The organism is Streptomyces sp. NPDC048481 (assembly GCF_043200075.1).
Lineage (GTDB): Bacteria > Actinomycetota > Actinomycetes > Streptomycetales > Streptomycetaceae > Streptomyces.
Window position 1 is genome coordinate 119232 of sequence record NZ_JBICXC010000009.1, and the last position, 25402, is coordinate 144633.

The window sequence follows — 25402 nt, forward strand, 5'->3', positions numbered from 1 at the left end:
TCGCGGGCGCATGCGAAATCGGCCAGGCGCACACGCGACCGAAGAGCCAGGATACTGGAGCTTTCGCCCACAGCCCAATCGGGTGGTGCCGGGCCGCCGCGGGCGCTCCTACAGGCCGCGCTCCTGCTCGTACGCGCGCAGCTGCTCGGCACTGATCATGCTGGTGTCGAAGAGGCTCGTCTCGTCCAGGGCGTACCCCGGCCGGTCCTGCTGCTGTTGCTGCGCCTGCTGGGCCTGCTGGGCCTGCTGGACGGCCTGGTGGGGGTCGTAGGCCGCCTGCCCGCTGTCGTAGCCGTACGCGTAGGGGTCCGCCTGCTGGTAGCCGTAGGCGTCCTGCCCGCCGTAGGTCTGCTGCTCCTGCTGCTGGTAGCCGCCATAGGGGTCCGCCTGCTGCGGGTAGCCGTCCCCCGGCTGCTGGTAGCCGTACGCCGGCTGCGGCTCCTGCTGTGCGTACGGCTGCTGGACGGGCTGTCCGGCGTTCGCGTCCTGCTCCGCGAGAGCGGCCAGGTCGGCGAGGTAGTCGGCGTCCGAGGAGTGCTGGAACGTCGTCGGGTCGCCGGCGAGGGCGCCGAGATCGTCCGTGGCGATGCGGCCGTGCAGCTTCTGACGGCCCCGGCCGACCGCCTCCAGGGTCTTGGCGAGGACCGCCTCGAAGGCGCCCAGCTTGGTGTCGACGTAGGCGTCGGCGTCCCGGCGCAGGGTCTCGGGGTCGTGGCTGCGCTCGGGGGCGTCCTCGTCCTCGTAACCGTTCTCGTCGACGCCCGGGCCGGTGCCGAGGAGCTTCTCGCGGCCCCGGCCGACGGAGCCGAGCGTCTTGGTGAGGACGACCTCGAAGTTCGCGAGCTTGGAGTCGACGTAGTCGTCGGCCTCGGCGCGGACCTCCTCGGCCTCCTTGCGGGCCTCGGCGAGGATCCGGTCGGCCTCCGCCTGCGAGCGGCGGGCGATCTCGGTGTCGGAGAGCAGGGAGCCGCGTTCGGCGTGCGCGGTGGAGATGATCCGCTCGGCCTCGACGCGGGCCTGCTCCACCATCTGCTCGCGGCCGCCGATCAGCTCCTCGGCCTGGGCCAGGGAGTCGGGCAGGGCCGCGCGCACCTCTTCGAGCAGGGCGAGCAGGTCCGCGCGGTTGACCACGCACGAGGCCGACATCGGCATCGACCGGGCACTGGAGACCGCCGTGACGATCTCGTCGAGCTTCTTCTGCACGTCCACCGGTTGCTCGCCACTCTCTACAGCTGGGTTGGAGACGGACGGGACGACTGTAAGGCCACGGGGTGTCCGCCGGACAGCGGATGACGGGCCGTCAGGAGCCCCGGCCGGCGTCAGTCCTGCCGCAGGCGCTCGCCGAGCGCCGCGAGGACCTGCGCGGGCACCAGGTGGGAGACATCGCCACCCCAGGTGGCGACCTCCTTGACCAGGGAGGACGACAGGAAGCTGTAGGTGGGGTTGGTCGGCACGAACAGCGTCTCGACGCCCGAGAGGCCGTTGTTCATCTGGGCCATCTGAAGCTCGTAGTCGAAGTCGCTGACCGCGCGCAGGCCCTTGACGATGGCCGGGATCTCGCGTTCCTTGCAGAAGTCGACGAGGAGGCCGTGGAACGCCTCGACGCGGACGTTGCCGTACTCGGCGGTGACCTCGCGGATCAGGTCGATCCGCTCGTCGATCTCGAACAGGCCCTTCTTCGACTTGTTGATCATCACCGCGACGTAGACCTCGTCGTACAGACGGGAGGCGCGGGAAATGATGTCGAGGTGTCCGTTGGTGATCGGGTCGAACGACCCGGGACAGACGGCACGGCGCACTTGTGGTCCCTCGCTCTCCGGTCCGGTCATCGTGCGTCTTCGCACGTAGAGGCGGCGCGACCGTACCAAAACGTTCCCTCGCCGTAGCGACGGGCCCGGAGCGCCGCGAAGCCGTCCGGCCAGTGGAACTCCCCGCCTCTGGTGCTGCGCTCCACGGTGACGAGGGCATCGGCCGCTAGCCAGCCCCCCGAGCGGAGTGTGAGCAGGATCTCGCGAAGATCGTCGTCGGAGACGGCGTACGGGGGGTCGAGGAACGCGAGGTCGTAGGGGGCGGCGGGAGTCTCCTGGACGACCTGGCGGGCCTTGCCCGCGCGGACCTCGGCACCGGGCAGGCCGAGCGCCCTCACGTTCTCCCGGATCGTGCGGGCCGCGCGGGCGTCCGCCTCGACCAGGAGGGTGTGGCCCGCGCCGCGGGAGAGGGCCTCCAGGCCGACGGCGCCGGAGCCGGCGTACAGGTCGAGGACGCGTTCGCCGTCCAGGGGCCCGCCGAGGAGCGACTGCCAGGTGGAGAAGAGGCCTTCGCGGGCGCGGTCGGAGGTGGGACGGGTGCCGTTCCCCGGCGGGACGGCCAGGCGACGTCCGCCTGCTGCGCCAGCGATCACGCGGGTCATCTCGGGTCCTTGTTCGGCAGGGGTCACGGGGCCGCCCGTTGCGGACGGGCCCGGCGGTCACGGGTCCAGTCTCTCAGGCGGGGACGGGACGCCCTCGTGGCCCGCGGCGGCCGCCGCGGCTCAGCCCTTCTCCAGGTACTGCTCCCGCTCCTCGTCCAGCAGGGCGTCCAGGGCCGTGCGCAGGCCCGGGTAGGCGCCGAGTTCCGGGTCGGCCGTGACCACCGCCACCGCCTCCTCACGGGCCTCGGCGATGACCTCCTCGTCCTCGATCACCGCCAGGACGCGCAGGGAGGTGCGGGCGCCGGACTGGGCCTGGCCCAGGACGTCCCCCTCACGGCGCTGTTCGAGGTCGATGCGGGAGAGCTCGAAGCCGTCGAGGGTGGTGGCGACGGCGGCGAGGCGCTGCCGGGCCGGGCTCGCCTCCGGCATCTCGCTGACCAGGAGGCACAGGCCGGGGGCCGAGCCCCGGCCGACCCGGCCGCGCAGCTGGTGGAGCTGGGAGACGCCGAAGCGGTCGGCGTCCATGATCACCATCGCGGTGGCGTTGGGGACGTTGACGCCGACCTCGATGACGGTCGTCGCGACGAGGACGTCGATGTCGCCGGCGGCGAAGCGGCGCATCACGGCGTCCTTGTCGTCGGGGTGCATCCGGCCGTGCAGCACCTCGACGCTCAAGCCGCTCAGCGGGCCCTTCGCCAGTTGCTCGGCCACCTCCAGGACCGCGAGGGGCGGGCGCTTCTCCGCCTCGTCCTCGGCGGACTTCTTCCGGCCGCCCTTCCCGGACCCCCCCGGTTCGTCGGCGTCGTCGCCGATGCGCGGGCAGACGACGTAGGCCTGGTGGCCGCCCTCCACCTCCTCGCGCACGCGCTCCCACGCGCGCGCCAGGAAGTGGGGTTTGTCGGCGGCCGGGACGACATGGCTGGCGATGGGCGAGCGGCCGGCCGGGAGCTGGTCGAGGACGGAGGTCTCCAGGTCGCCGAAGACGGTCATGGCGACGGTGCGCGGGATCGGCGTGGCCGTCATGACCAGCAGGTGCGGGGGCTGCTTGCCCTTGCCGCGCAGGGCGTCGCGCTGCTCGACGCCGAAGCGGTGCTGCTCGTCGACCACGACCAGGCCGAGGTCGTGGAACTGGACCTTGTCCTCGATCAGCGCGTGCGTGCCGATCACGATGCCGGCCTCGCCGGTGACCAGGTCGAGGAGGGCGTGGCGGCGGGCGGCCGTGCCCATCGAGCCGGTCAGCAGCACGACCTTGGTGCCGTGGTCGGATCCGCCGAGCATGCCCCCCTCGGCGAGGTCGCCCATCATCTCGACGACCGATCGGTGGTGCTGCTGGGCGAGGACCTCGGTGGGCGCGAGCAGCGCGGCCTGCCCGCCGGCGTCGACCACGGCGAGCATGGCGCGCAGGGCGACCAGGGTCTTGCCCGAACCCACCTCGCCCTGGAGCAGCCGGTGCATCGGGTGGTCCGTGGCCAGGTCGTCGAAGATCTCTCTGGAGACCTTCCGCTGGCCCTCGGTGAGGGTGAACGGCAGGCGGGCGTCGAAGGCGGTGAGGAGGCCGTCGGGGGCGGGCCTGCGGGGGACGGCCGGGAGTTGGGCGTCGGCGTGCCGGCGGCGGGCCAGGGCGACCTGGAGGACGAACGCCTCGTCCCACTTCAGGCGGGCGCGGGCGTCGGCGATGTCGGCCTTGGTGTGCGGGCGGTGGATCTTCAGCAGGGCCTCGGGGAGGGAGACCAGGCCGCGGCCCTCGCGCAGGGAGTCGGGGAGCGGGTCGACGGCGTCGCGGGCGTCGGGCAGGACGGTCTGGACCGCCTTGGCGATCTTCCACGACTCCAGTTTGGCGGTGGCCGGGTAGAGCGGGATCAGGGCGCCGGCCCAGCTCTCGACGGACTCCTCGGAGTCGGCGCGCAGCAGCTCGTAGGCCGGGTGGGCGAGTTGGAGGCGGCGGTTGAAGACCGAGACCTTGCCGGAGAACATCGCGCGTGTGCCGGGCAGGAGGTCCTTGTGGGGCTTGTGCACGCCGCTGCCGAAGAAGACCAGTTGCAGCCGGCCGCTGCCGTCGGTGATCGTCACCTCCAGGCGCTGGCCCTTGCCGCGGGGGGCCTTGGCGGAGGCGAAGCTGTGCAGCCGGGCTTCGGCGACCTGGGCGACCACGGTGACGTGCTCGTCCATGGGGAGGTCGGCGAGGTGGGTGAGCTGGCCGCGCTCCTCGTATCTGCGGGGGTAGTGGTGCAGAAGGTCGCCGACGGTGTGCAGGCCGAGGTGCTCGGCCATCACCTTCGCGGTGGCGGGGCCGAGCACTGACTTCAGCGGTCGTTGCAGTGGTTCTTTCAGCGCGGGCACGGGATCCATTGCACACCACGGCACTGACATCGCCGCACAGGTGTCCCGAAACCCCTGGTCAGACGGCTCGTTCGGGCCCTACGATGGCGCTTTGGCCATCATCCGCGGTCACCGCCCCACCGGGACCGCCCGACCCCGCGCCGTGCTCCTCCCCCAGCCCGCGGCGCTGCAGCGATGGACTCCCAGACCTCACAGTCATCCCAGGCGCCCCGGCCGCCTCACACGTTCCAGGTCGACCTGCGCGGCCTGGTGGACCTGCTGTCCCATCACCTGTACTCCAGTCCGCGGGTCTATCTGCGCGAGCTGCTTCAGAACGCGGTGGACGCCGTCACCGCCCGGCTGGCCGAGGAGCCCGGCGCCCCGGCGCGGGTGCGGCTGGTCGCGGCGGACGGGCGGCTGAGGGTGGAGGACTCGGGCATCGGGCTCACCGAGGCCGACGTGCACAGCCTGCTGGCCACCATCGGGCGCAGTTCCAAGCGCGCCGAGGGCCTCCAGGAAGCGCGTTCGCACTTCCTCGGGCAGTTCGGCATCGGACTGCTGGCCGCTTTCGTGGTGGCCGAGCGGATCCGGGTGGTCAGCCGCAGCGCGCGGACGCCGGACGCGCCGCCCGTGGAGTGGACGGCCCGCGACGACGGCTCGTACACCGTGCGGACGCTGCCCCACGAGGAGCGCCCCGAGCCGGGCACCACCGTGCACCTGGAGGCGCGGGCGGGCGCCGCGGAGTGGCTGACGCCGTCGCGGGTGCGGGAGCTGGCGCGGGATTTCGGGTCGCTGCTGCCGTACGACGTCCGGGTCGGCGACGAGGCGGTCACCGACCTGCCCGCGCCCTGGGACCGCCCGTATCCCTCCCCCGCCGCCCGGCGGGTCGCGCTGGCCCGGCACTGCCACGAGCTGTTCGGCTTCACACCGCTGGACGCGGTCGAACTGGACGTGCCGCTGGCGGGCGTCCGCGGGGTGGCGTACGTGCTGCCGTCGGCGGTCAGCCCCGCGCAGCGCGGCGGTCACCGGGTGCACCTCAAGGGCATGCTGCTGACCGAGCGCGGCGAACAGCTGCTGCCCGACTGGGCGTTCTTCGTGCGCTGCGTCCTGGACACCGACAGCCTGCGCCCCACGGCGTCGCGGGAGTCGCTGTACGAGGACGAGACGCTGGCGGCGGTGCGCGAGGCGCTGGGCGGGCGCATCCGGTCCTGGCTGACGGGGCTGGCCGCCGGCGATCCGGAGCGGCTCACGGCCTTCCTGGCGGTGCACCACCTGGGCGTGAAGTCCCTGGCGCGCCACGACCGGGAGATGCTGCGGACGATGCTGCCGTGGCTGCCCTTCGAGACGACCGACGGACGGCTGTCGCTGGAGGAGTTCGCCCGGCGCCACCCGGTGGTGCACTTCACCCGGACCGTGGAGGAGTACCGGCAGGTCGCGCCGATCGCCTCCGCGCAGGGCGTCGGGGTGGTCAACGGCGGTTACACGTACGACGGCGAGCTGGTGGAGGCGCTGCCCTCGGTGCGGCCGGGGACCGTGGTCGCCGAGCTGGACGCGGACACCGTGACGGCCCACCTGGACGGCGTCGACGCGGCCGACGAGCTGGCGCTGGCGGGCTTCCTGGCGGCCGCGCGCGCCAGGCTGGACCCGCTGGGCTGCGACGTCGTCCTGCGGGCCTTCCATCCGCTGTCGGTGCCGGCGCTCCATCTGGACGACCGGGCGGCGAGGCACGAGCAGGCGCGCGCACAGGCCGAGGAGGAGGCCGACGACCTGTGGGCGGGGATCCTGGGCTCACTGCGCGGGAGCGCCCCACGCGCGCGTCTGGTGCTCAACCATCTCAACCCGCTGATCCGGCGGATCGGTTCGCTGCGCGATCCCGAGCTGATCGGCACGGCCACGGAGTCCCTGTACGGGCAGGCCCTGCTGATGGCGCAGCGACCCCTGCGCCCGGCGGACTCGGCGCTGCTGAACCGGGCGTTCGTCGGCCTTCTGGAGTGGGCCACACACGGGGAGCCGGCCCATCGGGAGCCGGCGGAGGGACAGGCGGCCGACGATGAGTGAGATCACGGACTTCGACTCGCTGCGCCGGGCGATGGCGGAGAACGGCGAGCAGCCGGAGGGGCCGGCCCGCAACGCGCGCGCGGAGCAGTTGCTGGCGGAGGCCGAGAGGCTGGGGATCGCGCTGGCCGTGATCGAGGCGCTCGGGCACCAGCTGAAGGTCTACAACTACAGCTCCGAGAAGGCGAAGATGTTCGTCCCGTTCGCGCGGCTGCTGCGCATGTGGGACGAGCGGCCCGAGGACTTCGACGCGTACGAGACGCACGCGCTGCACTGGGTCTTCAAGTGGATGTCGGCCGGCATGCTCGACCAGCCGCACGTGCCGCTGGCGTCGGTGGAGAAGTGGCTGGGCGAGATGGAGCACCGCTACCGCCTCGCCGGGCACTCCGAGCGGGCGGTGCGCAGCGCCGAGTTCAGCGTCGCCGCGCACGTGGGCGACGTGGAGCGGGCCGAGCGGGCGTTCGCCGCCTGGCTGGCCGCGGACCGGGACGCCATGGCCGACTGCCATGCGTGCGAACTGCACGGGCAGGGCTGGTGGCAGGCGGAGCGCGGCCGGGACGCCGAGGCCCTGGAGGTGTGGGCGCCGGTCCTGGAGGGCGAGTACACGTGCGCGCACGAGCCGCACACCGTGCTCGCCTCCTCCCTGCTGCCGCTGCTGCGGCTGGGCCGCGCGGAGGAGGCCCGCGCCCACCATCTGCGCGGGTTCCGGCTGGTGCGGCCCATGGAGTCGATGCGGGGGGCCTACGCCGCCCACGTCGAGTTCTGCGCGCTGAGCGGCAACGAGGCGCGCGGTCTGGAGCTGCTCGCGGAGCGGCCCGCGTACTTCACCGACGAGGGACACCCGCGCAGCAGGCTGGAGTTCCTGAGCGTGGCGGCGCTGCTGATGGACCGGCTGACGGAGCTGGGGCTCGGCGGTCAGCAGGTGCCCGGTCCGGCCGGCCGGGAGTGGACCGCCGCCGCGCTCGCCGATCACGCGCGCGTGGAGGCGCTCGCGCTGGCCGCGCGTTTCGACGAGCGCAACGGCACCCGGCACGTCAGCGAGCGGGCCCGCGCGCGGATGGCGCGGCGGCCCCTGGTGGAGCGGCTGCCCCTGGGGGTGCGGACCGCGCGCCCGGTGTCCGCCGGGGCCGTCCCGAAGCCCTCGGCGCAGGCTCCGGCCGCGGCCGGGGAGCCCGGCGGGCCGCAGCCGGCGGCTCTGCTCGCCGAGGCCCGACGGCTGTCGGAGACCCTTCAGCCGCACGCCGTCGAGGCCTGGGCGCGGGTCGCCGAGGCGGCCGCCGGCCCGGAGGGCCTGGAGCTGGGGGCGCGTGACCGCGCGGAGATCGCCGACCACGAGGCGATCGGCCTGGGCCCGGAGGGCGCCGAGAAGTTCGAGGAGGCGGCCGGGCTGTACGAGCGGGCGGGCGACCCGGGCGAGGCGCTGGCCGCACGCGCGCGTGCCGCCTACGTCCGCGCGCTCGCCGGCGAGGTGGACGAGGCGCTCGCGGCGGTGGCCGGCCCCTACGACCGCGTCCTCTCGCTGTACGCCGACGGCGGTACCCAGGTGCCGCAGGCGGCGGGTGTGCTGATGGCGCGGGCCCGGATCCTGATGCGGCACGTCCACGGGGCCGAGGGTCCGGTGCCGGACGGCGTGCTGACGGCGGCGGAGGCGGCCGTGCGGGAGCTGCTGGCGCTGGTGGAGGGCCGGGCGGGCGACGACGTGCGGCTCGCCGCACGGGTCGCCGAGGGCCACGCGATGCTCGCCGAGCTGGCGGTGCGGTCCGGGGACCCGCACGGGGGCGTGGAGCTGTTCGCCCGGGCGGCCGGCGAGTTCGTGGCGGCCGGACTGCCGTGGTTCGCCGTGGAGTACGAGGCACGGCTGGCCGGTCTCGCCCACCAGCTCGACGACATGGCGGAGGCGGAGCGGGCGCTGCGGGCGGCGCTGGAGCACGGCGGGCCGTACCTGGAGGCGGTGGGGCGTGCCCAGCTGCATCTTCAGCTCGCCGAGGTGGTCGGGGGCCGGGGGGAGGACGCCGAGGCCGCAGAGCACGCCCTGGAGGCGTCGCACTGGGCCGACGAGGCGGGCGTGGGCCCGACGTTCGGCGCATGGGCGCGGCACCAGCTCGGCGGGTACCTGGTGCGGCAGGGCCGCTGGGCCGAGGCCGCGGAGGTGCTGGAGTCGGCGCTCGCGGACCTGAGCGCGGACACGCACGGCGACGGCGCGGTCGTCCAGACGCAGTGGTGGCTGGGCGACTGCCTCAGCGAGCTGGGGGAGCACCGGGACGCAGCCGAGCGGCGGTTGCAGGCCGCCGAGACCGCCCGCCACTGGCCCGAACAGCACGACCACGCGACCCTGGCCCACCTGGCAGCCGAGTCGCTCGGCCAGGCCGGTCTGCATGCCGACGCGGACCGGGCCTACGCGCGCGCGGGCGCGCTGTGGCGCGAGCTGGGCAACGTCCACGGGCTGGTCCGCTCACTGCGGGCCCGCGCGTGGCTGGCGTTGCGCGCCGAGGACGGCGCCGAGGCGGCGCGCGACCTGATGGCGAGCGCCCTGGAGGAGTGCGCGGACGCGTTCGACGCGGCCCGCGACGACGAGGTGCGCCGCCGGATCGTCGCCGAACTGGGCGACACCCACCGCCAGTTCGGGGATCTGCTGGCCCGCTCGGCCGCCGAGGACGCCGACGACGACTCGATCCGGGCCGCTCTGGACGAGGCGCTCTCCCAGATGTCCGAGGCCGTCGCGGTGTTCGTCGCCCTGGGCGACAGCGCCCTGCACGCCCGGACCGGCGCGGAGCTGGCCGCGGGCTGGCTGGAGAGCGACCTGGGGCGTCCGGCCGAGGCGGCGGCACGCGCGCGTGCGGTGCTGGGCGCCTACGCGGACGCGCAGTCGCGTGCCGGCTCGGGCGCCGAAGCGGAGGCCGGACACGGCCGCCTCGACGAGCCCGGCGAACACGGTGAAGGCGGCGAGCACGGTGCGTACGGCGGCGGCCGGGGCGGTCGCGGCCCCCAGGGCGACGACGCAACGGCGCGGGCGCGGCGGGCCGAGGCGGAGCAGTTGCTCCAGGTGGCGGAGGAACAGAAGGACCGCTGAACGCCCCGGCGGCCCCAGGGGCCCGCGACCGCAGGCCCGCGAACCGCAGGGCCCGCGAGTGGTGCGGCCGTGGGCCGCCCGCCGTCGGGCCCGCCGCACCCGTGCCCGCGAGGTCCGGTCCGGGTCCGGGGCCGGGTTACTCCACGCCGATGAGGAGCAGGGCGCCCTGCCGGCCGCCCCGGTACACCACCGTGTCGACGGCGAGGTACGCCTCCCGCACCCGTGCCTCCAGATGCTCGGCGACCCCCTCGGGGGCCTCGTCGCCCAGCACGAGGGTGACGAGTTCGCCGCCGGCCGACAGCATGCGGTTCAGGAGGGTCTCGGCGGTGGCGGTCACGTCGGAGCCGATGACGGCCACGTCGCCGTCGACGAGTCCGAGGACATCGCCCGCCTGGCAGATGCCGGCCATGGTCCACGACTGGCACTCGGCCAGGACGATCTCGGCGTGCCGGGTCGCGCCGGCCGCCGAGGTCATCGAGACGACGTCCTCGTCGAAGCGGCGTTCCGGCTCGTGGACGGCGAGGGCGGCGATCCCCTGCACGGCCGAGCGGGTCGGGATCAGGGCCACCCGGATGCCTTCCGTGCGGGCCTGCTCGGCGGCCGCGGCGGCGGTGTGGCGCAGGTCGGCGTCGTTGGGCAGCAGCACGACCTCGCGCGCGTGGGCCCGTCGTACCGCGTCGACCAGTTCGCCGCTCGCGGGCGGCTCCCCGGGGCGGGCGAGCACGGTGGTCGCTCCCGCCTCGGCGTAGAGCCCGGCCAGCCCCTCCCCGGGGACGACGGCGACGACGGCGCGCTGGACGCGCTCGCGGGGCGGACGCTCGCTCCCGCGCGTGTGCGCGTCACCGGCGCCGAAGTGGGTGATGCGGATCCGGTAGGGCCGGCCCGCGTCGACGCCGGCCTCCACGGCGGCGCCCGCGTCGTCGACGTGCACGTGGACGTTCCACAGTCCGTCGCCGCCGACCACGACGAGCGAGTCGCCCAGGGCGTCGAGCCGTCGGCGCAGCCGCCCCACGGCGGCGTCCTCGGCCTCCAGCAGGTAGATCACCTCGAAGGCGGGGCCGCTGCCGTGCTGCGGCCCGTCGCCGCAGTCCTGCGCGGGGCCCTCGCCGCCGTCGGCCAGGTCCGTCCCGCCCTCGTCCCCGCCCGCCCCGCGCTCTCGCACCGGGCCCCCGGACGCGACCGGGGAGAACCCGGGCGCCTCCCCGGTGAACGTCTCCACCAGGGCCGCGAGCACCGCGACCAGCCCCCGGCCGCCCGCGTCCACGACCCCCGCGCGCTCCAGTACGGCCAGCTGCCCCGGGGTCGCGGCGAGCGCCGCGCAGGCTCCCTGGTAGGCGGCGCGGGCGACGATCCCGCAGTCGTCCTCCGCCCCCTCGGCCCCCACGGCCGTCCCGGCGGCGTCGGCGGCGGCCGAGGCGACCGACAGGACGGTGCCCTCGACGGGGTGGGCGACGGCCTGGCGGGCCGAGTCGGCCGCCCGCCGGAGGGCCAGCCGCAGTCCGCGTCCGTCGGTGTGAGAGGCCTCACCCTCGGCGGCGAGCACCTGGGCCATGCCGCGCAGCAGCTGCGCGAGGATCGTCCCCGAGTTGCCGCGCGCCCCGATCAGCGCGCCGTGCGCCATCGCGCGGGCGGCGTCGGCCAGGGCGGGCTTCCCGGCGGGCGCGGAACCGGCGCCCGCACCCGAACCGGCCTCGTACCCGGCGAACACCGCCTCGACGGCGGTCGCCGCCGACTCGACGGTCAGATACAGGTTGGTGCCGGTGTCCCCGTCCGCGACCGGGTAGACGTTGATGGCGTCGATCTCCTCGCGCGCCCGCCCCAGCGCCGTGAGGGCTAGGCCGCACCAGGTGCGCACCGCGAGAGCATCGAAGAATGTCTGCGGCACCTGCGCCACCTGCGCCTCCCTGGCTGCTGGACTGGACGCAGCGTAGACCCCGGACGGGTGAACGGCGGAAAGCGGCCGGGCCGGGCCGGAGCGGGCGGGACGGCTCCGGGCGGGGGCCGGGCCCCTGAGCAGCCATGGTAGTTTCGTTGTACCGGCGCGGCCGTTGTATGCTGCTCCGGTTGCCCGATCCGCATCGGGCCATCCCCCTGGCACCGCCACTCAGATCCTAGATCCGATCCCGGCATGCCGGGATCATCCGTAAGTGCATCTGAAGTCTTTGGAGTGACCCGTGGCTGCCAACTGCGACGTCTGTGGCAAGGGGCCGAGCTTCGGCAACAACATCTCGCACTCGCACCGCCGTACGTCCCGTCGCTGGAACCCGAACATCCAGCGCGTCCGTACCGTGGTGGGCGGGACGCCGAAGCGCGTGAACGCTTGCACCTCGTGCATCAAGGCCGGCAAGGTCTCGCGCTGACGCACGTTCCCCCGCGCTCGACTCCGTTCGAGCCGGCGGGATCCCCATCGCGCGCGGCCACTGCTGGTTCGCTGCATCGAGCCGGTCCACCCAGTGTGGACCGGCTTTTTGCTGTCCAAGGCCGTCAGGACGCCTGGGCTTCCCGGTCGAGGGCCCAGCCGTGGTCCACGGGGCCGATGCCCGCCCCGAGCGCGAAGCCGGCGGCGATCGCCCCGGTCACGTAGCTCTTCGCCGCCGTCACCGCCTCGGGCACGGACCGGCCCTTCGCGAGGTGCGAGGCGATCGCCGACGCGAGGGTGCAGCCGGTGCCGTGCGTGTGCCGGTTGTCGTGCCGTCGGGCGCGCAGCCAGTGCTCCTCGACGCCGTCCGTCAGCAGGTCCACCGCGTCGCCGGGCAGATGGCCGCCCTTGATCAGCGCCCAGCGCGGCCCGAACGCCAGCACCGCGGCCGCCGCCTCCCTGAGCTGCTCCTCGGACTCGACCCGCACGCCGGTCAGCCGGGCCACCTCGTCGAGGTTGGGGGTGGCGACCGTGGCCCGCGGCAGCAGCTTCGTGCGCACGGACTCCAGCGCGGAGACCGCCAGCAGCGGATCGCCGTGCTTGGAGACGCCGACCGGGTCGACGACGACGGGCGCGTCCGTCCCGGCCAGCAACTCGGCGACCGTCTCGACGAGTTCGGCGGAGGCGAGCATGCCCGTCTTGACGGCCTGGACGCCGACGTCGTCGACGACGCTGCGGTACTGGGCCCGGACCGCCTCCACCGGCAGCTCCCAAGCCCCCTGCACGCCGAGGGAGTTCTGCGCCGTGACGGCCGTGACGACGCTCATGCCGTGCACCCCGAGGGCGAGCATCGTCTTCAGGTCGGCCTGGACGCCGGCCCCGCCGGCGGAGTCGGAGCCGGCCACGGTCAGCACCCGGGGCGGGGCCGGTCGGGCGGTCACGACTCCATGTCCCCGAAGTGGTCCCAGCCGCCCTTGCTGGTCCACGGCGCCCCGTCGACCGTCACCTGGGGCAGCGCGGACGGGTTGAGCACCTCGCCGATCACCTTCCAGCGGGCGGGCAGTTTCACGTCCGGCGGGAAGGTCGCCACGATCGCGTGGTCCTCTCCCCCGGTGAGCACCCACTGGATGGGGTCGACGCCGACAGCCTGTCCGATGTCGTTCATCTGGGTGGGGATGTCTATGGCGCCGGAGCGGATGTCGATGCGGACCTTGCTGGCCTCGGCGATGTGCCCGAGGTCGGCGATCAGCCCGTCGCTGACGTCGCACATCGCCGTCGCGCCGAGCCCGGCGGCCGCCGGACCGGCGTGGTAGGGCGGCTCGGGACGGCGGTGGGCCTCCACGAAGGCGCGGGGCGAGCGGAAGCCGCGGGAGAGGACGGCGTACCCGGCGGCGGACCAGCCGAGCCACCCGGTCACCGCGACGAGGTCGCCGGGCTGGGCTCCGCCGCGGGTGACGGGCTCCTGGTTGCGCAGATCGCCGAGCGCGGTGATCGACACCATGATCGTGTCGCCCCGCACGACGTCGCCGCCGACCACGGAGGCGCCCGCCACCTGGCACTCGTCGCGCAGTCCGTCCATCATCTCCGACGGCCAGGTCACGGGCAGTTCGGCGGGCACCACGAGGCCGAGCAGCAGGGCCGTCGGCACCGCGCCCATGGCGGCGATGTCGGCGAGGTTCTGCGCGGCGGCCTTGCGGCCGACGTCGTAGGCCGTCGACCAGTCGCGGCGGAAGTGCCGGCCCTCCAGCAGGATGTCGGTGCTGGCCACGACCCTGCGGTCGGGCGCGGCGACCACCGCGGCGTCGTCGCCGGGGCCGACCCGCACCGCGGGGGTCGTGGTGAGACGGGAGGTGAGCTCCCTGATGAGCCCGAACTCGCCGAGTTCACCGACAGTGCCCTTCATTTGCCCTTCGGCCCCTTCTGTACCCGTCCGTGCCCGGTCGCGCATACCCAGTGTCCTCGATACGGTCGAGGCGACCGCCGACTTCTTCCGTGCCCCCGTACCCCGGCGCGCGAGCCGTGGTCCTCGTAGGTCTCCCCGCGGCGCGCGGCGACGCGATACCGTGGCGTTCCTTTTCCCCACATGATCCTCGTGGCCGCCCTGGAGGTTCCGTGGTACAGGCGTACATCCTCATCCAGACGGACGTCGGCAAAGCGTCGACCGTCGCCGAGGAGATCGGCAGAATCCCTGGCGTGGTCCAGGCCGAGGACGTGACGGGACCCTATGACGTGATCGTGCGAGCCCAGGCAGACACCGTGGACGACCTCGGCCGCATGGTGGTCGCCAAGGTCCAGCAGGTGGACGGGATCACCCGCACCCTGACCTGCCCGGTGGTCCATCTGTAGCCCCCGTCTAACCTTGGCCGGTGAACCTTTTCCGTCCCCGGCCCGTCATCCTGCCCTCGCTCGCTCTCCTGCTCGCTGCGGGGGGCTGCTCCTCAGCAGACGGCTCCACGTCGACGGCGGTTCCCAGTCCCCCGGCAGCGGTCACCGAGCTGTGCCGAAACCTGGACGAGGCGCTGCCGTCCGCCGTGGACGACCTCGGCCGCCGGGATCCCTCGCCCGCGTCCGCGCTGACCGCGGGCTGGGGGAACCCGGCGATCATACTGCGCTGCGGTGTCGAACGACCCGCGAAGCTGAACGACCCCGAGGCCGAGGGCGTCGAAGTGGACGGGGTGGGCTGGCTGCTGGAGAAGCGGGACGGCGGGGCGTTCCGGTTCACCACCACCCTGCGCAAGGCGTACGTGGAGGTGACGATCCCCGAGAAGCGCACGGGGGACGGCATGGCGCCGCTCGTCGACGTCGCCCCGGCCGTGAAGAAGGCGATCCCCGAGGGGATCGCCGACTAGGTTCCGCACGTCCTGCACGTCCCGCACGTCCTGCTCGTCCGGATCCGGCCGGTTCCGCCGGGGTCACGGCCCCGGACCGAGCCGCCGGACGGCCCCGGGCCGCAGGTCAGCGCAGGCCCGTGGACCTGCGCAGCGCCGCCTGCACCAGGCGGTCCACCAGCTCGGGGTAGCCGATCCCGGTCTCCTGCCACATCTTGGGGTACATCGAGATCGGCGTGAAGCCGGGCATCGTGTTGATCTCGTTGATGACGAACTCGCCGTCCTCGGTGAGGAAGAAGTCCGCGCGGACCAGGCCCTCGCAGGACGCCGCGTCGAAGGCCTCCACCGCCAGCCTGCGGACCTGCGCCGTCTCCTCGTCCGTCAGCGGCGCCGGGACGATCCCCGGGGTCGAGTCGATGTACTTGGCGTCGAAGTCGTAGTAGGCGTGCGCGTCCGGCGGCGGGATCTCGGCCGGGAGGGAAGCGCGCGGCCCGTCCTCGAACTCCAGGACTCCGCACTCGATCTCGCGGCCCCGCAGCGCCGCCTCGACGAGGATCTTCGGGTCGTGGCGCTGGGCCTCGGCGATCGCATCGTCCAGGCCGGACAGGTCGTCGACCTTGGTGATGCCGATGGACGAGCCCGCGCGCGCGGGCTTCACGAAGAGGGGCCAGCCGTGCTCGCCCGCGAAGTCGACGATCTTCCTGCGGGCGGCGGACTCGTCCTGCGCCCACTCGCGCGGGCGGATCACCACGTACGGGCCGACCTTGAGCCCGAAGGAGGTGAACACCCGCTTCATGTACTCCTTGTCCTGGCCCACGGCCGAGGCGAGCACGCCCGCGCCCACATAGGGGACGCCGGACAGCTCCAGCAGGCCCTGGAGCGTGCCGTCCTCGCCGTAGGGGCCGTGCAGCACCGGGAAGACGACGTCGACCTCGCCGAGCGCCTTCGGCACCGACCCCGGCTCGTAGTAGACGACTTCGCGGTTGGCGGGGTCGACGGGGAGCACCACTCCGCCGTCCCGCGACTCGGCCAGCTCCTCGACGTCGGGCGTGCGGCGGTCGGCGATCGCCATGCGCTCGGGCGCGTCGGCGGTGAGGAACCAGCGGCCCTCGCGCGTGATGCCGATCGGCAGGACCTCGTACTTGGTCCGGTCGATGGCCCTGAGGACCGCGCCGGCGGTCACCACGGAGATCCCGTGCTCGGAGCTGCGGCCGCCGAAGACGACGGCCACCCGCGGCTTGCGGACGGGCTGCTGAGGGCTCTGGGGGAGGTTCTCGGTGCTCATATCGGTGTGAGAGTACCCGGTGGTAGGGCCGGGAGTCAGCGTCCGCCCGCCGGGGTCGCTCAGCGTCGTTCGGGCTTCGCGCTGCGCGACATCAGCTCCTTGACGGCGACGACCGGAGGCTTGCCCTCGTGCACGATGGCGACGACCGTCTCGGTGATCGGCATGTCGACGCCGTGCCGGCGGGCCAGATCCAGCACCGACTCGCAGGACTTGACGCCCTCGGCGGTCTGCCGGGTGACCGCGATGGTCTCCTGGAGGGTCATGCCCTTGCCGAGGTTGGTGCCGAAGGTGTGGTTGCGGGACAGCGGCGAGGAGCAGGTGGCCACCAGGTCGCCCAGGCCGGCGAGTCCGGCGAAGGTGAGCGGGTCCGCGCCCATGGCCAGGCCCAGCCGGGTGGTCTCGGCGAGCCCGCGGGTGATCAGCGAGCCCTTGGCGTTGTCCCCCAGGCCCATGCCGTCGGCGATGCCGACCGCGAGCCCGATGACGTTCTTCACCGCGCCGCCCAGCTCGCAGCCCACCACGTCGGTGTTGGTGTAGGGCCGGAAGTAGGGCGTGTGGCAGGCGGCCTGGAGCCGCTGGGCGACGGTCTCGTCGGTGCAGGCGACCACGGCGGCGGCCGGCCTGCGGGAGGCGATCTCCTTGGCGAGGTTGGGGCCGGTCACCACCGCTACGCGGCCGGGGCCCACCTTGGCGACGTCCTCGATGACCTCGCTCATCCGCATGGTCGTGCCGAGTTCGACGCCCTTCATCAGCGACACCAGGACGGTGTCCGGGGCGAGCAGCGGCGTCCAGTCGGCGAGGTTGGCGCGCAGCGTCTGCGAGGGCACCGACAGCACGGTGTAGTCGGCGCCGGCGGCGGCCTCGGCCGGGTCCGTCGTGGCCCGCAGACCGTCCGGGAGCTCGACGCCGGGGAAGTAGTCGGGGTTGGTGCGGGTGGTGTTGATCGCCTCGGCCACCTCGGGGCGGCGCGCCCACAGGGTGACGTCGCACCCGGCGTCGGCGAGCACCATGCCGAACGCCGTCCCCCACGAACCGGCGCTGAACACCGCCGCCTTCACGGACTTGCTCACTTGCTGTTCTCCCCCTCGTGACGGTCCTGCGCGCGGTCGGTCTGCGACTGCGTGCGGCGGCGCTGCTCGATCCGCTCCCGGCGCGGGTCGTAGGGCCTCTCGGGCGCCTTCTCGCCGCGGATCTCCTCCAGCTGGGCGGTGACGGCCGCCATGATGACCTCCGTCGCCTCCTTCAGCAGCTCGGGGGTCATCTCGTGGCCGTAGAACCGCGAGAGGTCCACGGGCGGGCCCGCGAGCACATGGTGGGTCTTGCGCGGGAAGACGTGGGGCTTCTTGGCGTAGGGCGGCAGCAGTTCGTTGGCGCCCCACTGGGCGACGGGGATCACCGGGCACTTGGTCTGAAGGGCCACGCGGGCCGCGCCGGTCTTGGCGGTCATGGGCCAGCCGTCGGGGTCGCGGGTGAGGGTGCCCTCGGGGTAGAACGCGACGCACTCGCCGCGTTCCACGGCGTCGATCGCGGCCCGGAAGGCGCTCAGCGCGTCCGTGCTCTCGCGGTACACGGGGATCTGCCCGGTGCCGCGCATCGCGGCTCCGACGAATCCCGACTTGAAAAGCCCGCTCTTGGCGAGGAATCGCGGCACCCGCCCGGTGTTGTACTGGAAATGGGCGTACGCGAAGGGGTCGACGTGCGAATTGTGGTTCACCGCGGTGATAAATCCACCCTCGGCCGGAATGTGCTCCATTCCGCGCCAGTCCCGCTTGATCAGAACCACCAGCCAGGGTTTGCACAGGACCGCTGCGAAGCGGTACCAGAAGCCGATTCTGCGGCGGGGCACGCGGACACCTTCCTCTAGGACTTCCCGAGGCCTGCTCCTGGACCCGGGGCCGCACAAGTGTCGCCCCGGGCCGCTGGTCTGTCGAGAACACCGTACGCCCGCCTCCGCGGCGTGCCGACGGGCCGGGTGACAATGGCCGCGACGAGAGAGGGACGGTACACCGGTGCAGTGGAGCTTGGTCATACCCCTGAAGCCCTTGGCGCTGGCCAAGAGCAGGCTCGCGGACACCGCCGCCGACGGGCTGCGCCCCGGTCTCGCCCTGGCCTTCGCCGAGGACACCGTGGCGGCTGCACTGGCCTCGCCCGGCGTGCGGGATGTGGCCGTAGTCACGGACGACGCGCTGGCCGCGCGGTCCCTGGCGGCGCTGGGCGCCCGGATCGTGCCGGACGAGCCGCGCGCGGGCCTCAACGCCGCGCTGGCGCACGGCGCGGCCGCCGTACGGGCCTTTCGCCCGGATTCCGCGCTCGCGGCCCTCAACGCCGACCTGCCCGCGCTGCGCCCACCGGAATTGGCGCGCGTGCTGGAGGCGGCCGCCGAATTCCCCCGCGCTTTTCTCGCCGACGCGGCCGCGATCGGCACGACTCTTCTCACCGCCGCTCCCACAAGCGCGTTGCGGCCCGCGTTCGGCGTGGATTCCCGTGCCCGCCACCGGGCCCGCGGAGCCGAGGAACTGCGTCTCGACGCGGTGGATTCCGTGCGCCAGGACGTGGACACCGGCGAGGACCTGCGTGCGGCGCTGGCCCTGGGGGTGGGCCCCCGGACGGCCGCGGCGACCGCGCGGCTGCTGATCCCCGGGCAGTAGGCTGCCGCCATGCAGGCGACCGCGTACACGTACGACCCCGCCACGCGCAGCGGACAGGTGCTGCTGGACGACGGCACACCCGTCCCCTTCGACGCGTCGGCGTTCGACGCGGGCGGGCTGCGGCTGCTGCGGCCCGGGCAGCGGGTGCGCGTGGAGACGGAGGACGGCGGCGACGGCGCCGGCCCGCGGATCACCCTGGTGACGCTGCAGACCTTCTGAGCGGGCCGCGCACACGCCGCGGGCCGGGCTCCGTACGGGAGTCCGGCCCGGCGTGTGAGTGCCCCAGCTGCCCTACGCCTTGCGAGCGGTGGCCTTCTTGGCGGTGGTCTTGCGCGCGGTCGACTTCTTGGCGGGGGCCTTGGTGGCCGTCGTCTTCTTCGCGGCCGGGGCCTTCTTCGCCGTCGTCTTCTTGGCGGTGGCCGACTTGGCGGCCGTGGTCTTCTTCGCGGCCGCCGGAGTCGCCTTCTTGGCGGTGGTCTTCTTTGCCGTCGTCTTCTTGGCGGCGCCCGTGGTCTTCTTCGCCGTCGTCTTCTTCGCCGTGGCCGTGGTCTTCTTCGCGGCGCCGGCCCTCGTCGAGGGGGAGGCCTTCTTCGCGGCGGCCTTCTTGACCGTGGCGGAAGAACCGCCGGTCAGGCTGCCCTTGGGGGCCTTCTTGACGGCGACCTCGCCACCGCGGGGAAGCTTCTTCGACCCGCTCACCAGGTCCTTGAAGCCCTGGCCGGCGCGGAAGCGCGGGACAGACGTCTTCTTGACCCGCACCCGCTCGCCCGTCTGGGGGTTGCGGGCGTAGCGGGCCGGCCGGTCGACCTTCTCGAACGAACCGAATCCGGTGACCGAGACCCGGTCGCCGGCGACCGTCGCGCGGACGATGGCGTCCAGGACCGCGTCGACCGCGTCGGCGGCCTGCTGGCGGCCGCCCACCTTGTCGGCAATCGCTTCTACGAGCTGCGCCTTGTTCACGTCTTCCCCTTCGGAGACATTAGCCGGAACGATACGTTCAAGCTTTTTCGCACGTTAGGCAGATATATACCGCAAATCAAACACGAAACGGGCTAATCACCCTTGTGCCGCAACGAAATCGGCGGCTCCGGAGGCGATCAACGCCCCTCTTCGGGCGTTCGCCCTTCGTCGAGGTCCGCCATGAACCGCTCCAGACGCCTTGTCGCATCGGCGAGATCGTGCTTGGCCGCGGCCGTAATGACCAGCAGCTTCCGGGTCAGCGCCATCCGTACGCCCTCCGGGACTTGCAGTGCGCGCACTCTCGCGTGCGCTTCCTTGAGTTGGTTCGCGACCGCCGTATAGAGCTCGAGTTGGCCGTCGTGTTCCATGCACAGATTGTGCCATCTGGGGCGAGTTGTCGCCCGCTCAGGGGGCAACTGCCGCCTCGGACGGCCGTCCCGGCACCTGCGGCGGTCGCGTCGTCATCAGCCGCGTACCCCGGCAACACCCCGCTTAACGTGGGAAGTTGGCAGCGGCGGACCGGACCCGCAGGGCCGAACGGGTGCAGACACAGCCGTACCCCCGATCGGCGGGATCGGGGGTACGGCGGGGGTGTCGCGGTGGCCGAAACTCGACCTGCCCGGGGCTTGCCGGGCTCCGTGATCAGACCGGGAGCGTCCTCGGCTTGTACGACGGGCGCTTGGCCTCGTAGGCGGCGATGTCGTCCTCGTTGCGGAGGGTGATGGAGATGTCGTCCAGGCCGTTCAGCAGCCGCCAACGGGCGTTCTCGTCGAGCTCGAACGCCGCGGTGACACCCTCGGCGCGCACCTCGCGGGCCTCCAGGTCGACGGTGATCTCGGCCGTCGGGTCCTTCTCGCTCAGCTCCTGGAGCGCCTCCACGGTCTTCTGGTCCAGGACGACCGTGAGCAGGCCGTTCTTGAGCGAGTTGCCCCGGAAGATGTCGGCGAAGCGGGAGGAGATCACGGCCTTGAAGCCGTAGTTCTGCAACGCCCAGACGGCGTGCTCACGGGAGGAGCCGGTACCGAAGTCGGGGCCGGCGACCAGCACGCTCGCGCCCTGCCGCTCGGGGCGGTTGAGGATGAACTCCGGGTCCTTGCGCCAGGCCTCGAACAGTCCGTCCTCGAAGCCGTCCCGCGTGACCTTCTTGAGCCAGTGAGCAGGGATGATCTGGTCGGTGTCGACGTTGGAGCGGCGCAGCGGGACGGCCCGGCCGGTGTGCGTGGTGAATGCTTCCATGACTGATCAGACTCCAGCGGGCGTACGGTTCTCGGCGTCGGACAGGTCGGCCGGGGAGGCCAGGTGGCCCAGGACGGCCGTGGCGGCAGCGACCTGCGGCGACACCAGGTGCGTGCGCCCGCCCTTGCCCTGCCGGCCCTCGAAGTTGCGGTTGGAGGTGGACGCGGAGCGCTCACCCGGCGCGAGCTGGTCGGGGTTCATGCCGAGGCACATCGAGCAGCCCGCGTGCCGCCATTCGGCGCCGGCTTCCTTGAAGACGACGTCCAGGCCCTCGGAGACGGCCTGGAGGCCGACCCGCGCGGAGCCGGGGACGACCAGCATCCGTACGCCGTCGGCGACTTTGCGGCCCTCGACGATCGCGGCGGCGGCGCGCAGGTCCTCGATGCGGCCGTTGGTGCAGGAACCTACGAAGACGGTGTCCACGCTGATGGAGCGCAGCGGCTGTCCGGCCTCCAACCCCATGTACTCCAGGGCCTTTTCTGCGGCGTGGCGCTCCGATGCGTCTTCGTACGAAGCCGGGTCGGGGACGTGGGCCGAAAGCGGCGCGCCCTGGCCCGGGTTGGTGCCCCAGGTGACGAACGGCGACAGCGCGGCGGCGTCGATGACGACCTCGGCGTCGAACTCGGCGTCGTCGTCCGTCCGCAGCGTCTTCCAGTACGCGACGGCGGCGTCCCAGTCCTCGCCCTCGGGCGCGTGGGCGCGGCCCTTCAGGTAGGCGAAGGTGGTCTCGTCGGGGGCGATCATGCCCGCGCGGGCGCCGGCCTCGATCGACATGTTGCAGATGGTCATCCGGGCCTCCATCGAGAGCTTCTCGATGGCGGAGCCGCGGTACTCCAGGATGTAGCCCTGGCCGCCGCCGGTGCCGATCTTCGCGATGATCGCCAGGATCAGGTCCTTGGCGGTGACGCCGTCGGGCAGCTCGCCGTCGACCGTGATCGCCATGGTCCTGGGGCGGGCCAGCGGCAGCGTCTGGGTGGCCAGCACGTGCTCGACCTCCGAGGTGCCGATGCCGAACGCCAGCGCGCCGAAGGCGCCGTGCGTGGAGGTGTGCGAGTCGCCGCAGACGACGGTCGTGCCGGGTTGGGTCAGGCCCAACTGCGGGCCCACGACGTGCACCACGCCCTGCTCGACGTCGCCGAGGGGATGCAGCCGCACGCCGAACTCGGCGCAGTTCTTGCGCAGCGTCTCCAGCTGGGCGCGCGAGACCGGGTCGGCGATCGGCTTGTCGATGTCGAGGGTCGGGGTGTTGTGGTCCTCGGTCGCGATGGTGAGGTCGAGACGGCGCACGGGGCGGCCGTTCTGACGGAGGCCGTCGAAGGCCTGGGGGCTGGTCACCTCGTGCAGCAGGTGCAGATCGATGAAGAGGAGGTCGGGCTCGCCCTCGGCGCGCCGGACGACGTGGTCGTCCCAGACCTTCTCCGCGAGTGTCCTACCCATCGCTTTCCCTCCGGCCGGCGCAGGAGCACCGGCCCAACTAGAGATCTGGTGGAGGCGACGCCCTCGTCCTGTTCTCGGCGTTCCCGGGCACTCGCCGCCAGGCCCGTTGGTCTGCGGGCCGTCATGTCTCCAAGGGTTGCGCGTCTCACGGAAAAATGAACTTGCGTTTCACAGAGTGAGACGGGAGTATCGTTTCATGGACAACAGTAGCGGCGTCGGCGTCCTGGACAAGGCAGCCCTTGTCCTGAGCGCCCTGGAGTCCGGTCCGGCCACCCTCGCAGGCTTGGTCGCTGCCACCGGACTCGCACGACCCACGGCCCATCGTCTGGCCGTGGCACTGGAACACCACCGTATGGTGGCGCGGGACATGCAGGGACGGTTCATCCTGGGCCCCCGGCTGGCCGAGCTGGCCGCGGCCGCGGGCGAGGACCGCCTGCTGGCCACCGCCGGCCCGGTGCTCACCCACCTGCGGGACATCACGGGCGAGAGCGCGCAGCTCTACCGCCGCCAGGGCGACATGCGCATCTGCGTGGCCGCGGCGGAACGCCTGTCCGGTCTTCGGGACACGGTCCCGGTGGGCTCCACGCTCACGATGAAGGCCGGCTCCTCCGCGCAGATCCTGATGGCCTGGGAGGAGCCCGAGCGCCTGCACCGCGGCCTTCAGGGCGCCCGGTTCACGGCGACGGCCCTGTCGGGCGTGCGGCGCCGCGGCTGGGCCCAGTCCATCGGCGAGCGCGAGCCGGGCGTGGCCTCGGTCTCGGCCCCCGTGCGCGGTCCCTCGAACCGCGTGGTGGCCGCCGTCTCCGTCTCGGGCCCGATCGAGCGCCTGACCCGGCATCCGGGCCGTATGCACGCCCAGGCCGTGATCGACGCGGCGGCCCGTCTGTCGGAGGCTCTGCGCAGGACGGGCTGACCCGCCGGGGGGACGAGGGCAGCCTCAACGCCGCGGCGGCCCTCTCCCCTACGGCGCCGACCGGTGCGCGAACCGGTCCTTGGCGTACCGTCCCCGCCGCTCCAGCGGGATCTGCCCGTGCGCGGCCGCGAGGCCGAACGCGGGCATGTCCCCGTAGACCGCCTCGTAGGAGCCCTCCGGCACGACGTACGTCTCGTGCCAGATCCCGACGTGACCGCGGATCCGCCCGCGCCGCTCCAGGCGGTTGATCTTCGCCCACGCCTCGTGGTGGAACGCGTCGGGAGCGGTCGCGTAGGCGTAGAGCTTCTCCTTGGACTCCCAGTACTGGACGACGTAGTACGTGCGGGGCGAGGCCGTCAGCAGCACCCGGGAGAGCAGTCCGCGCTCCGGGTCCTTCTTCAGCTCCGCGAGCATGCGGAACATGGCCAGCATGACCGGCACCCACTGGTGCACGGCCCAGAAGTGGTTGACGCGCATGCCGATCAGGAGGACGACCACGTCTCCCCGGGCATCCGCGGTGGTGCGGGTGGCTTCGACGGACATGCTTGGACAGTGGCGCTTCCCAAGGAGAGACGCAAGACATGCGACTGGCCGAACTGAGCGAACGCAGCGGTGTGTCCACCGCGACGATCAAGTACTACCTGCGCGAGGGCCTGTTGCCGCCCGGCCGTCAGGTCAACCGGACCACCGCGGAGTACGACGAGGAGCATCTGCGCCGGCTGCGACTGGTGCGCGCGATGATCCAGGTGGGCCGGCTGCCGGTGGCCACGGTCCGCGAGGTGCTCGGCCATGTCGACGACGACTCCCTGGGCCGCACGATGCGCCTCGGCGCGGCCCTGTGGGCGCTGCCCCAGGCGCCCGAGCCGGACGCGGACGACGACCACGTGCGCGCGGCGCGTCAGGAGGCGGACGAGCTGCTCGCGGGCCTGGGCTGGGAGAACGCCCGGCTGCTGACGTCCCTGTCCCCCGCCTACCGTTCACTGGTGGTGTCGGTGGCCGCACTGCGTCGGCTCGGCTACGAGTGGGACGCCGAACTCCTCGCGTCCTACGCCCGGTTGATGCACCGGGCGGCCTCGCTGGATCTCGACTTCGTGGAGACGCAGGAGTCGGAGGCCGAGCGGGTCGAGGCGGCGGTGCTCGGCGCGATCCTCGTCGAGCCGATGCTCCAGGCGCTGCACCGGCTGGCGCAGGAGGAGGAGTCGGCCCGGCGGTACGGCTTCGAATGAGCGCGACCACAGGAGGGCCGGGACGCCCGCGGACGCACGACGAAGGCCCCCCACCGCAGTGGAGGGCCTTGCCTGAGGTGTACCCCCGACCGGATTCGAACCGGCGCTACCGCCTTGAGAGGGCGGCGTGCTAGGCCGCTACACAACGGGGGCGAGGATCGTGCGAGCGTGTGAACTGCACCGCCGCAGATCCGAGCTGGTCTACCAGGACTCGAACCTAGACTAACTGAACCAGAATCAGTCGTGCTGCCAATTACACCATAGACCAATGTGGTTTAGACCAGTTTGTACCCCCGACCGGATTCGAACCGGCGCTACCGCCTTGAGAGGGCGGCGTGCTAGGCCGCTACACAACGGGGGCCCTAGCGATCCTGCATCGAGGCGAGCGGGAGCTACCCGAACTCCCCCCGCGGGAAGGATCTGTACCCCCGACCGGATTCGAACCGGCGCTACCGCCTTGAGAGGGCGGCGTGCTAGGCCGCTACACAACGGGGGCGTTTGCGGAGATGATCTCCACGTGCGCAGATGAGCTCTGCGAGCTGGCCTACCTGGACTCGAACCAAGACTAACTGAACCAGAATCAGTCGTGCTGCCAATTACACCATAGGCCACTGGAACGCAAGCCCCGAAGGGGATCTCGTTCTAGTTTCGCTCCT

At 72.8% G+C, this 25402-nt stretch carries 24 protein-coding genes and 5 tRNA genes; 9 read left to right on the forward strand and 20 right to left on the reverse strand.

The genetic code is table 11. From position 1 onward, the window contains the following. Positions 1-108 precede the first annotated feature (108 nt). From ACGFSH_RS25400 to recG, 4 genes are all read right to left on the reverse strand, one after another. Positions 109-1209, reverse strand: coding sequence for an ATP synthase F0 subunit B (locus ACGFSH_RS25400; RefSeq protein WP_393352513.1), 1101 nt, complete (start codon positions 1207-1209; stop codon positions 109-111). 110 nt (positions 1210-1319) lie between these two features. Continuing rightward, positions 1320-1799 carry a pantetheine-phosphate adenylyltransferase gene (gene coaD / locus ACGFSH_RS25405; RefSeq protein WP_393352844.1) on the reverse strand — a complete coding sequence of 160 codons (480 nt, stop codon included), beginning with the start codon at positions 1797-1799 and terminating at the stop codon, positions 1320-1322. 26 nt (positions 1800-1825) lie between these two features. Beyond that, the gene (gene rsmD, locus ACGFSH_RS25410; RefSeq protein WP_393352515.1) at positions 1826-2437 is read right to left on the reverse strand and encodes a 16S rRNA (guanine(966)-N(2))-methyltransferase RsmD; all 612 of its coding nucleotides are present in this window, start codon (positions 2435-2437) and stop codon (positions 1826-1828) included. A gap of 93 nt (positions 2438-2530) precedes the next feature. Continuing rightward, on the reverse strand, positions 2531-4759 hold the full coding sequence (recG, locus tag ACGFSH_RS25415; RefSeq protein ID WP_393352517.1) for an ATP-dependent DNA helicase RecG: 2229 nt from the start codon (positions 4757-4759) through the stop codon (positions 2531-2533). A gap of 165 nt (positions 4760-4924) precedes the next feature. Here recG and ACGFSH_RS25420 point away from each other — a divergent pair, with 165 nt between their 5' ends. Next, positions 4925-6787, forward strand: coding sequence for an HSP90 family protein (locus ACGFSH_RS25420; protein ID WP_393352519.1), 1863 nt, complete (start codon positions 4925-4927; stop codon positions 6785-6787). Further along, entirely contained in the window at positions 6780-9854 is a 3075-nt protein-coding gene (locus ACGFSH_RS25425) for a tetratricopeptide repeat protein (RefSeq protein ID WP_393352522.1), read from the forward strand. Before ACGFSH_RS25420 ends, ACGFSH_RS25425 begins: the two co-directional genes overlap by 8 nt. Positions 9855-9990: 136 nt before the next feature. Here ACGFSH_RS25425 and ACGFSH_RS25430 read toward each other — a convergent pair whose 3' ends face one another. Further along, positions 9991-11748: a DAK2 domain-containing protein gene (locus tag ACGFSH_RS25430; RefSeq protein ID WP_393352523.1), complete on the reverse strand. Its 1758-nt coding sequence runs from the start codon at positions 11746-11748 to the stop codon at positions 9991-9993. Between the two features lie 280 nt (positions 11749-12028). Here ACGFSH_RS25430 and rpmB point away from each other — a divergent pair, with 280 nt between their 5' ends. Beyond that, positions 12029-12214: a 50S ribosomal protein L28 gene (rpmB, locus tag ACGFSH_RS25435; RefSeq protein WP_013000438.1), complete on the forward strand. Its 186-nt coding sequence runs from the start codon at positions 12029-12031 to the stop codon at positions 12212-12214. A 124-nt stretch (positions 12215-12338) separates the two neighbouring features. On the opposite strand, the gene thiD is transcribed toward rpmB, so the two are convergent. Beyond that, positions 12339-13154: a bifunctional hydroxymethylpyrimidine kinase/phosphomethylpyrimidine kinase gene (thiD, locus tag ACGFSH_RS25440; protein ID WP_393352525.1), complete on the reverse strand. Its 816-nt coding sequence runs from the start codon at positions 13152-13154 to the stop codon at positions 12339-12341. Continuing rightward, entirely contained in the window at positions 13151-14116 is a 966-nt protein-coding gene (locus ACGFSH_RS25445; RefSeq protein WP_329413989.1) for a thiamine-phosphate kinase, read from the reverse strand. Before ACGFSH_RS25445 ends, thiD begins: the two co-directional genes overlap by 4 nt. Positions 14117-14325: 209 nt before the next feature. On the opposite strand from ACGFSH_RS25445, the gene ACGFSH_RS25450 reads away from it, so the two are divergent. Continuing rightward, positions 14326-14559 (forward strand): Lrp/AsnC ligand binding domain-containing protein, encoded by a 234-nt coding sequence (locus ACGFSH_RS25450; RefSeq protein ID WP_329413987.1) that lies wholly within the window; start codon positions 14326-14328, stop codon positions 14557-14559. Between the two features lie 20 nt (positions 14560-14579). Then, on the forward strand, positions 14580-15062 hold the full coding sequence (locus ACGFSH_RS25455; RefSeq protein ID WP_393352528.1) for a DUF3515 domain-containing protein: 483 nt from the start codon (positions 14580-14582) through the stop codon (positions 15060-15062). Between the two features lie 106 nt (positions 15063-15168). On the opposite strand, the gene ACGFSH_RS25460 is transcribed toward ACGFSH_RS25455, so the two are convergent. Genes ACGFSH_RS25460 through ACGFSH_RS25470 form a run of 3 tightly spaced genes read right to left on the reverse strand, consistent with a single transcriptional unit; the run spans position 15169 to position 18172 of the window. Further along, on the reverse strand, positions 15169-16326 hold the full coding sequence (locus tag ACGFSH_RS25460; protein WP_393352531.1) for a D-alanine--D-alanine ligase family protein: 1158 nt from the start codon (positions 16324-16326) through the stop codon (positions 15169-15171). A gap of 59 nt (positions 16327-16385) precedes the next feature. After that, positions 16386-17396: an NAD(P)H-dependent glycerol-3-phosphate dehydrogenase gene (locus ACGFSH_RS25465; RefSeq protein ID WP_393352534.1), complete on the reverse strand. Its 1011-nt coding sequence runs from the start codon at positions 17394-17396 to the stop codon at positions 16386-16388. Continuing rightward, the gene (locus ACGFSH_RS25470; RefSeq protein ID WP_393352536.1) at positions 17393-18172 is read right to left on the reverse strand and encodes a lysophospholipid acyltransferase family protein; all 780 of its coding nucleotides are present in this window, start codon (positions 18170-18172) and stop codon (positions 17393-17395) included. Before ACGFSH_RS25470 ends, ACGFSH_RS25465 begins: the two co-directional genes overlap by 4 nt. Positions 18173-18335: 163 nt before the next feature. Here ACGFSH_RS25470 and cofC point away from each other — a divergent pair, with 163 nt between their 5' ends. Together cofC and ACGFSH_RS25480 are read left to right on the forward strand one after the other, a co-directional pair. Continuing rightward, positions 18336-18974 (forward strand): 2-phospho-L-lactate guanylyltransferase, encoded by a 639-nt coding sequence (cofC, locus tag ACGFSH_RS25475; RefSeq protein ID WP_393352539.1) that lies wholly within the window; start codon positions 18336-18338, stop codon positions 18972-18974. Between the two features lie 9 nt (positions 18975-18983). Beyond that, positions 18984-19193, forward strand: coding sequence for a hypothetical protein (locus tag ACGFSH_RS25480; RefSeq protein WP_329413977.1), 210 nt, complete (start codon positions 18984-18986; stop codon positions 19191-19193). Positions 19194-19265: 72 nt separating this feature from the next. Here ACGFSH_RS25480 and ACGFSH_RS25485 read toward each other — a convergent pair whose 3' ends face one another. The 4 genes from ACGFSH_RS25485 to leuC all read right to left on the reverse strand — a co-directional run bounded on the left by ACGFSH_RS25485 (position 19266) and on the right by leuC (position 22607). Further along, on the reverse strand, positions 19266-19934 hold the full coding sequence (locus ACGFSH_RS25485) for an HU family DNA-binding protein (protein ID WP_393352542.1): 669 nt from the start codon (positions 19932-19934) through the stop codon (positions 19266-19268). Positions 19935-20071: 137 nt separating this feature from the next. Further along, on the reverse strand, positions 20072-20302 hold the full coding sequence (locus ACGFSH_RS25490) for a hypothetical protein (RefSeq protein WP_069773489.1): 231 nt from the start codon (positions 20300-20302) through the stop codon (positions 20072-20074). Between the two features lie 274 nt (positions 20303-20576). Beyond that, positions 20577-21170: a 3-isopropylmalate dehydratase small subunit gene (leuD, locus tag ACGFSH_RS25495; protein WP_393352546.1), complete on the reverse strand. Its 594-nt coding sequence runs from the start codon at positions 21168-21170 to the stop codon at positions 20577-20579. 6 nt (positions 21171-21176) lie between these two features. Next, the gene (leuC, locus tag ACGFSH_RS25500; protein WP_393352548.1) at positions 21177-22607 is read right to left on the reverse strand and encodes a 3-isopropylmalate dehydratase large subunit; all 1431 of its coding nucleotides are present in this window, start codon (positions 22605-22607) and stop codon (positions 21177-21179) included. Between the two features lie 196 nt (positions 22608-22803). Here leuC and ndgR point away from each other — a divergent pair, with 196 nt between their 5' ends. Next, positions 22804-23520, forward strand: coding sequence for an IclR family transcriptional regulator NdgR (gene ndgR / locus ACGFSH_RS25505; protein ID WP_007384919.1), 717 nt, complete (start codon positions 22804-22806; stop codon positions 23518-23520). Positions 23521-23568: 48 nt separating this feature from the next. Here ndgR and ACGFSH_RS25510 read toward each other — a convergent pair whose 3' ends face one another. Further along, positions 23569-24063 carry a DUF4188 domain-containing protein gene (locus tag ACGFSH_RS25510; RefSeq protein ID WP_393352551.1) on the reverse strand — a complete coding sequence of 165 codons (495 nt, stop codon included), beginning with the start codon at positions 24061-24063 and terminating at the stop codon, positions 23569-23571. Positions 24064-24101: 38 nt separating this feature from the next. Between ACGFSH_RS25510 and ACGFSH_RS25515 the strand changes: the two genes are divergently transcribed. Next, positions 24102-24746, forward strand: a complete 645-nt coding sequence (locus ACGFSH_RS25515; RefSeq protein WP_393352553.1) for a MerR family transcriptional regulator — start codon at positions 24102-24104, stop codon at positions 24744-24746. An 80-nt stretch (positions 24747-24826) separates the two neighbouring features. On the opposite strand, the gene ACGFSH_RS25520 is transcribed toward ACGFSH_RS25515, so the two are convergent. The 5 genes from ACGFSH_RS25520 to ACGFSH_RS25540 form a co-directional block, all read right to left on the reverse strand. Then, positions 24827-24899, reverse strand: a tRNA-Glu gene (locus ACGFSH_RS25520). Between the two features lie 43 nt (positions 24900-24942). Continuing rightward, positions 24943-25014, reverse strand: a tRNA-Gln gene (locus ACGFSH_RS25525). Between the two features lie 20 nt (positions 25015-25034). Continuing rightward, positions 25035-25107: transfer RNA gene (locus ACGFSH_RS25530), tRNA-Glu, on the reverse strand. A 62-nt stretch (positions 25108-25169) separates the two neighbouring features. Next, positions 25170-25242 (reverse strand) — tRNA-Glu (locus tag ACGFSH_RS25535). A gap of 43 nt (positions 25243-25285) precedes the next feature. Next, positions 25286-25357, reverse strand: a tRNA-Gln gene (locus ACGFSH_RS25540). Between the last annotated feature and the right edge of the window lie 45 nt (positions 25358-25402).